Origin of the sequence: Clostridium sp. CAG:221 (genome assembly GCA_000435835.1) — a bacterium.
GTDB lineage: Bacteria > Bacillota > Clostridia > Clostridiales > Clostridiaceae > Clostridium.
On the sequence record FR883353.1, the window covers coordinates 1 to 7,887 of the forward strand.

Annotated in this window: 9 protein-coding genes and 1 other annotated feature; all 9 genes read left to right on the forward strand. The window is 28.8% G+C overall.

The genetic code is table 11. The features are described from left to right. The first annotated feature begins 130 nt into the window (after positions 1–130). On the forward strand, positions 131–634 hold the full coding sequence (locus Q5O44_RS00605; RefSeq protein ID WP_022166443.1) for an HD domain-containing protein: 504 nt from the start codon (positions 131–133) through the stop codon (positions 632–634). Positions 635–649: 15 nt separating this feature from the next. After that, on the forward strand, positions 650–1,159 hold the full coding sequence (locus Q5O44_RS00610; RefSeq protein ID WP_022166444.1) for a transcription repressor NadR: 510 nt from the start codon (positions 650–652) through the stop codon (positions 1,157–1,159). A gap of 17 nt (positions 1,160–1,176) precedes the next feature. Continuing rightward, complete coding sequence (locus Q5O44_RS00615; protein WP_022166445.1) at positions 1,177–2,589, forward strand: NAD(P)/FAD-dependent oxidoreductase; 1,413 nt, start codon at positions 1,177–1,179, stop codon at positions 2,587–2,589. Between the two features lie 11 nt (positions 2,590–2,600). Beyond that, positions 2,601–2,834 (forward strand): DUF1667 domain-containing protein, encoded by a 234-nt coding sequence (locus tag Q5O44_RS00620; RefSeq protein ID WP_022166446.1) that lies wholly within the window; start codon positions 2,601–2,603, stop codon positions 2,832–2,834. Positions 2,835–2,902: 68 nt separating this feature from the next. Then, positions 2,903–3,101 (forward strand) — a binding site (T-box leader). A 57-nt stretch (positions 3,102–3,158) separates the two neighbouring features. Next, the gene (serS, locus tag Q5O44_RS00625) at positions 3,159–4,436 is read left to right on the forward strand and encodes a serine--tRNA ligase (protein WP_022166447.1); all 1,278 of its coding nucleotides are present in this window, start codon (positions 3,159–3,161) and stop codon (positions 4,434–4,436) included. A gap of 233 nt (positions 4,437–4,669) precedes the next feature. Beyond that, entirely contained in the window at positions 4,670–5,512 is an 843-nt protein-coding gene (locus Q5O44_RS00630; RefSeq protein ID WP_368074944.1) for a Rossmann-like and DUF2520 domain-containing protein, read from the forward strand. A 5-nt stretch (positions 5,513–5,517) separates the two neighbouring features. Next, positions 5,518–6,345, forward strand: a complete 828-nt coding sequence (panB, locus tag Q5O44_RS00635; protein WP_022166449.1) for a 3-methyl-2-oxobutanoate hydroxymethyltransferase — start codon at positions 5,518–5,520, stop codon at positions 6,343–6,345. A gap of 16 nt (positions 6,346–6,361) precedes the next feature. Then, complete coding sequence (panC, locus tag Q5O44_RS00640; protein ID WP_022166450.1) at positions 6,362–7,207, forward strand: pantoate--beta-alanine ligase; 846 nt, start codon at positions 6,362–6,364, stop codon at positions 7,205–7,207. A 14-nt stretch (positions 7,208–7,221) separates the two neighbouring features. Further along, entirely contained in the window at positions 7,222–7,617 is a 396-nt protein-coding gene (gene panD / locus Q5O44_RS00645; protein ID WP_022166451.1) for an aspartate 1-decarboxylase, read from the forward strand. Positions 7,618–7,887: the final 270 nt, after the last annotated feature.

Below are 7,887 nucleotides of genomic sequence, written 5' to 3' on the forward strand. Positions count from 1 at the left end.
GTTCGAATCTCTTTATCTCCACCATAAAAGTTACGATTTATATCGTAACTTTTTTTGTTATATAAATATTTATTTAGTAAATATTTAATGTTATTATTAAATTAAAAGCAGACATAAAGAGGAAATATATATGATATATAGAGTTAAACAATTTTTATGGGCAATAGGATCACACTTTAAAGAAGTAGATTATAAATATGTAGATAAATTTTTAGACTCTAAGGAAAAAGAATTATTTAATAAATTAAAGCATAATGAGAAACATCACAGCATCAGAGTATGTAAAGATGCCATAAATATATTAAGAGAGAAAAATATTGAAATAGATGATAAAAAAATTGCTAAACTTTCATTACTTCATGATATAGGTAAAGGAGAACATAGTTTAAATATATTTGAAAAATCTACATTAGTTATATTAAATAAGATAACTAACGGAAAGTTACGAAGATTAGATAATATAAAAAATATAGATATTTACTATAATCATGGAGAAAAGGGAGCAAGATTATTAAAAGAATATAATAAATATGATAAAGAATTCTTAGAAGCAATAGAATTTCATCATAATGATAAATTTTCTGGTAACAATAAATTGCTAGATATAATAAGAGAAAGTGATAACAAGAATTAATTTTGAGGTGGAGCAATGACGGCTAACGAAAGAAGAGAGGAAATAATAAAAAATTTAGTTAAAGAAAAGAAGGCTATAACAGGCTCTGAATTAGCATCATATTTTAATGTTACTAGGCAAGTAATAGTAAAAGATATAGCAATATTAAGGGCAGCAGGAAAAAACATAATAGCAACTCCAGATGGATATATGATAAATGATAATTCAGATAATAGAGTAAAGTCTGTTATAGCAGTAAATCATACTGAAGATGAAATGGAAAGTGAATTAGAAATAGTTGTAAAGTATGGTGGAATAATCGAAGATGTAATTGTTGAGCATCCTTTATATGGAGAAATTAAAGGAATATTAAAAATAAAGAACCTTAATGATTTAAATAAATTTACTGGGTACTTTGAAAAAGTAGAGGCAAAACCACTATCAGCGTTAACTAATGGAATTCACCTTCATACCATATCAGCAGATTCAGAGGAAAATATGAATCTTATAAAAATGGAATTAAAGGAAAAGGGATTTATTTTATAGAATAGGGGAATTAAAAGATGGATTATGATGTTTTAGTATTAGGAGGAGGAATTATAGGCTGTGCTGCAGCATATGAATTATCCAAATATAATTTAAATATAGCAGTGATAGAAAAAGAATATGATATAGCAGATGATATATCTTTTGTTAATACTGCTATAGTTTATGATGGATCAGAGACATCAAATAATGTTATGTCCGGTTTAGAGTATATTGGAAATATATTATTAGAAGATTTATGTAGTAGGTTTAATGTTCCTTTTAAAAGGATTGGAGCACTTAGAGTAGTAAATGACGAAAATGGTGTACTGAAGTTAAAAGAAATGTATGATAGAACTGTTAAGAGAGGTATTGATGGCATATGCCTAATTAATGGCGATGAAGTTAAAAAGATAGAGCCAAATATAAATACTGATATAAAAAAAGGATTATATTCAAAAAATGTTGCAATTGTAGCACCATATGATTTAGCTATTGCTTATGCAGAAGTAGCATCAGAAAATGGTGTTAACTTTAGATTAGAAGAAGAAGTTTTAAATATAGAAAAAATAAATAAAGGTTTTAGAGTAGTTACTAATAGAAATAAATTCACTTGTAAGGTAGTTATAAATACTATTGCAGATGAAATATATATAAATGAAAAAGGCGTTGTTAAGGAAAAGAATTCTGAAGCAGAAGAAGATAGTTTTAAGAATATGTCCTATATATTAGTAGATAGTAAATATAAAAATAAATTAAATAATGTTGTAACACAAACTTTTGATAAAGATACTTTCGTTGTTTCAACGCCAGTTATTAATGGAGGCTCATTAATTGGAGTAAAGAGTATCGAAAAAACAAGTTTAGAAGATAACTTAAGCTATGTAGGAGTAATGCTGAAGGATTTAAATAAGAGTATTATAAATAATTTATTTAGAGAAAGTTATGATAAAGATTCAATTGTTGTAGATGATAGTGAGATAGATAAGGGATATATAAGTATAATAGGAACTCATTATGGTAAGATAACATTAGCACCAGCTTTAGCAAAGATGATATGCGATACCCTTACTAACAATTTAAATTGTACTTTAAAGAAAAATTTTATTGATAAAAGAAGAGAGTTTTATCGAGTAAGACAAATGAATAGGGAAGAATTAAATGAGGCTATTAAGGTTGATGGAAGATATGGAAAGATAATATGCAACTGTAATAATGTAAGTGAAGGTGAAATTGTGGATTGCATTAGAAGACCTCTAGGAGCAAGAACAGTAAAAGGTGTAAAAAGAAGAACTGGGGCAGGGTTTGGTAATTGTCATGGCTCTTATTGTAATGAAAAGATAATCAGCATATTAGCAAGAGAATTAGATAAAAAAATTACTGATATAGTAGATGATTCAAAGAATTCAAAAATAATATATAGTAGAATAAAAGAGTTTAAAGATATATAGAAAGGGATAGTATGAATAATAAAGAGATATTTACTTCAGTGGTGAGAGTAAAAGGTAGTGAAAGATATAAGGTTATTCCAGTAAAAAGCAGTTCAGAAGTAGAAAAAAGCAAATGGATACAGTTATCAAAGGTTATTAGTAGGCTTTATGTAAGTGTTCCTATTAAAAAAGGAAGCATAATATGTAAAAATATATTGAATACAGGCTTAGATATAATTTGTACAAGAGATATTTTATCAAAATAAATTAATATATGGAAATATGTTGACAGAACATATATTATTATAATATATTAGAGATAATAGTATATTAAATTAAACCGTTGAAAAGGCTAGTAATAAAATAAGTAATTTCAGAGAGTTAGTGGTTGGTGAGAACTAATATGATTATTTTATGAATCCACCTTGGAGGGACTGTGATGAGCAGTACGGCATTGTCGTTAAAATATATGAGTGGATAATAATTTATTTATTATCAATTAGGGTGGTAACACGGAGTCTTTCGTCCCTTTTTAGGGAGGAGAAGGCTCTTTTTTTATTAAAAAATTTATTAAAAATATGGAGGACATTATGTTAGATTTAAAATTCGTAAGAGAAAATCCAGAGATAGTTAAACAAAACATTAAAAATAAGTTTCAAGATCAAAAACTTCCTTTAGTTGATGAAGTAATAGCATTAGATGTTGAAAATAGAAAAGCACAACAAGAAGCAGATGCATTAAGATCAAACAGAAAGACAATTTCTAAACAAATTGGAGCATTAATGGCTCAAGGAAAAAGAGAAGAAGCTGAAGAGTTAAAAAATAAAGTTAATGCTCAAGCTGCTACTCTTGCAGAATTAGAAGCTAAAGAAACAGAGCTTCAAGAAAAAATTAAAAAAATTATGCTAGTTCTTCCTAATATCATAGATCCAAGCGTTCCAATAGGAAAAGATGACAGTGAAAATGTGGAAGTTGAAAAGTTTGGTGAACCAGTAGTTCCAGAATTTGAGATACCTTACCATACAGACATAATGGAAAAATTAAATGGTATAGATTTAGATAGTGCTAGAAAAGTAGCTGGTAATGGATTCTATTACTTAATGGGTAATATAGCTAGATTACAATCAGGAATACTTTCATATGCAAGAGATTTCATGATCAACAAAGGATTCACATACTGCATCCCACCATTCATGATTCGTAGTGATGTTGTTACTGGAGTAATGAGCTTTGCAGAAATGGAATCAATGATGTATAAAATAGAAGGTGAAGATTTATACTTAATAGGTACTAGTGAGCACTCTATGATAGGTAAGTTCATTGATACTATAATAAAAGAAGAAAACCTTCCTCAAACATTAACTAGTTATTCACCTTGCTTCAGAAAAGAAAAAGGTGCTCATGGTATAGAAGAAAGAGGAGTTTACAGAATACATCAATTTGAAAAACAAGAAATGATAGTTGTTTGTAAGCCAGAAGAAAGTAAAGAATGGTTTGAAAAGTTATGGAAGTATACAGTAGAATTATTCCGTACTTTAGATATACCAGTTAGAACTTTAGAATGTTGTTCAGGAGATTTAGCAGACCTTAAAGTTAAATCAATCGACGTTGAAGCATGGTCTCCAAGACAAAAGAAATACTTCGAAGTAGGAAGCTGTTCTAATTTAGGAGATGCACAAGCTAGAAGATTAAAGATACGTGTAAATGGTGAAAATGGAAAATACTATGCACATACATTAAATAATACAGTTGTAGCACCACCAAGAATGTTAATAGCATTCTTAGAAAATAACTTAAATGAAGATGGTTCAATAAATATACCAGAAGCATTAAGACCATACATGGGTGGAATGGACGTTATAAGATAATAAATTTTGAAAAAGTATAAAATCTATGTTAGATTTTATACTTTTTTTGTTAAAAAATAAAAAATATATAAAAATGTATTGACAATTTTTAACAGTATGTTAAATTATTTATGGGTAGTATTTATAAGAAACTGCACCATATTTAATTTATTTAGAAATTTAAAAAGGCAGCTCATATCAATTTTTGAATGAGACTAAGATAGTATCACTTCTTTATTTTAGGGGGTGATAAAATTAAAATAGGATTTATTGGAGCAGGGAAAGTAGGAGTTTCCTTGGGAAAATATTTTGTAGAACATAATATTAAAGTAATAGGCTATTATAGTAGAAATTTTAATTCTGCCCAAGAAGGCGCAAATTTTACCAATACAATAGCATTTAAAACAATAGAAGAAATAGTTAAAAATAGTGATGCTATTTTTATTACAACTGAAGATTCACAGATTAAAAATGTCTGGAATATAATCAGAGAAATGCCTATAAATAATAAATTAATATGCCATTGCAGTGGCTCTTTATCATCGGAAATCTTTTCAGATATACGTAAGTATGGTGCTTACGGCTATTCTATACATCCAATGTTTGCTATAAATGATAAATACAATTCTTATAAAGATTTACCCAATGCTTTTATTACAATAGAAGGTCATAAAGAATATCAAGAAAAACTAAAACAATTATTTTTATCTTTAGGAAATAAGGTACAAATTATTTCAAAAGAAAATAAATCGCTATACCATGCAGCAGCAGTAACTGTAAGTAATTTTATATTAGGATTAGTAAATAATAGCCTTACATATCTTAAAGACTGTGGATTTTCTGAGGAGCTTGCCATGGAATCATTATATCCATTAATAGAGTTTAACTTAAAAAATATAAAGGAAAATGGAATAATGGAAAGCCTTACAGGACCAGTTGAAAGAGGCGATTTAGAAACTATAACAAGTCATTGCAAAGTTTTAAATCAACGAGATAAAAAAATGTACAAGCTTTTGTCAGAGAATATTTTATCCATAGCTGAAATGAAAAATAAGCAAAGGAATTATGAGAAAATTAGAGAGTATTTAAAGAGGTAAAAATTATGAAAAATACGGTAGTAACATTCAAACAAGCAAAAGAAAAAGGTGAAAGAATAAGCATGCTTACTGCTTATGATTATTCAACAGCAAAGCTGATGGATAAGGCAGGTATCAATGGAATATTAGTGGGAGATTCATTAGGAATGGTATGCTTAGGGTATGAAGATACTATTTCTGTAACTATGGAGGATATGATACATCATAGTAGAGCAGTAGCACGAGGTTGTAAGGATACATTAGTGGTATGTGATATGCCATTTATGTCATATCAAACATCAGTATATGATGCAGTTGTAAATGCAGGAAGATTAATGAAGGAAGGTAGGGCACAAGCTGTAAAATTAGAAGGTGGCTTGGAAGTATGCGATAAAATTGAAGCAATAGTAAAAGCATCAATACCTGTTATGGGTCATATAGGTCTAACACCACAATCTGTTAATGCCTTTGGAGGATTTAAGGTGCAAGGAAAAGATGAAGAGGCAGCAAAAGAATTAATTGAATCAGCAATAGCAATAGAAAAGGCCGGTGCATTTGCTATAGTTTTAGAATGTGTACCAGCAAAATTAGCTAAAATAATCAGTGAAAAAATATCTATTCCAACCATTGGTATTGGGGCAGGAGTTAATTGTGATGGACAGATTTTAGTTTATCAAGATATGTTAGGCATGTATAGTGATTTTACTCCTAAATTTGTTAAGACATATGAGAATTTAGGTGAAAAGATGGACTTTGCTTTTAAGAAGTATATAGAAGAAGTTAAATGTGGAGATTTCCCAGAGGAAAAGCATAGCTTTAAGATAAGTGATGAAGTAATAGAAAAATTATATTAGTAAGAAGGATTGAAAAATGAGGGTTGTAAGTACAATTAAAGAAGTTAGAGAACAAATAATGGAATGGAAACAACAAGGCTATGAAGTTGGATTAGTTCCAACCATGGGGTATTTACATGAAGGTCACAAAAGTTTGATTGAAAGAGCTGTTAAGGAAAATGATAAGGTTGTGGTAAGTATATTTGTGAATCCAATGCAATTTGGACCAAATGAAGATTTAGATACTTATCCTAGAGATTTAGAAAGAGATGCAGCATTATGCAGTGATGTAGGAGCTGATCTTATTTTTAACCCAGAAAGCAGTGAAATGTATAAAGATGATTTCTGTTCATTTGTAGACATTAATGGATTATCAGATGGATTATGTGGAAAGAGCAGACCAATTCACTTTAGAGGAGTATGTACTGTTGTAAGTAAATTGTTTAATATTGTTACACCACATAGAGCATATTTTGGAGAAAAAGACGCTCAGCAATTGGCAATTATTAAGAGAATAGTCAGAGATTTAAACTTTAATATAGAAATAGTAGGATGTCCAATAATAAGAGAAAAAGATGGACTAGCAAAGAGCTCAAGAAATACTTATTTATCTATTGAAGAAAGAACAGCTGCAACTATATTAAATAAATCATTAACTAAGGCCAAAGAATTATTATATTCAGGAGAGAGAAATTCAAAAGAAATATTAGCATTAATTAAAGAAACAATAGAAAGTGAAAAACTTGCAAAAATAGATTATATAGAAATTGTAGATAGTTTATCTTTAAAGCCTGTTGATAAAATAGAAAAAAGTGTATTAGTGGCGTTAGCTGTATATATAGGAAAAACAAGATTAATTGATAATTTTATATTTGAGGTATAAACGGAGGGGTTTAAATGAGATTAAATATGCTAAAAGGAAAAATTCATAGGGCAACAGTAAAACAAGCAGCTTTGGATTATGTAGGGAGTATTACTATAGATGTGGATTTATTAGAGGCTTCAGGAATTATTGAATATGAAAAAGTTCAAATAGTAGATGTGAATAATGGAGCTAGATTTGAAACATATGCTATAGCTGGAGAAAGAGGATCAGGAATGATCTGTTTAAATGGAGCAGCAGCAAGGTGTGTGCAACCTAATGATAAGATAATAATCATGTGTTATTGTGATATGGATGAAGAAGAGGCAAAGGCTCATAAGCCAAAGGTTGTATTTGTTGATGATGAAAATAAAATCAGTAGAATAACAAACTACGAAAAACACGGACAACTAAGTGAAAACTTTTTATAAACTGCAAAGCAGTTTAGAAAATGATGAATGATGAATTAAGAATGATGAATTAATGATAAAACTCGAAGAGTTTCTAAAAATAATTTATTTTTCTAAACTCTTCGAGTTTATTCCTAAATTCATCATTCATCACTCATAATTCATCATTACCTAAGTTCATCATTATCTAAGTGAATTATGTAAAAAAAATAAAAAAAATAGCAAAAAAAGTGTTGACACTTATATAGGGGTGCTGATATAATAATCATTGTCGAGGAGAGATGGTCGAGT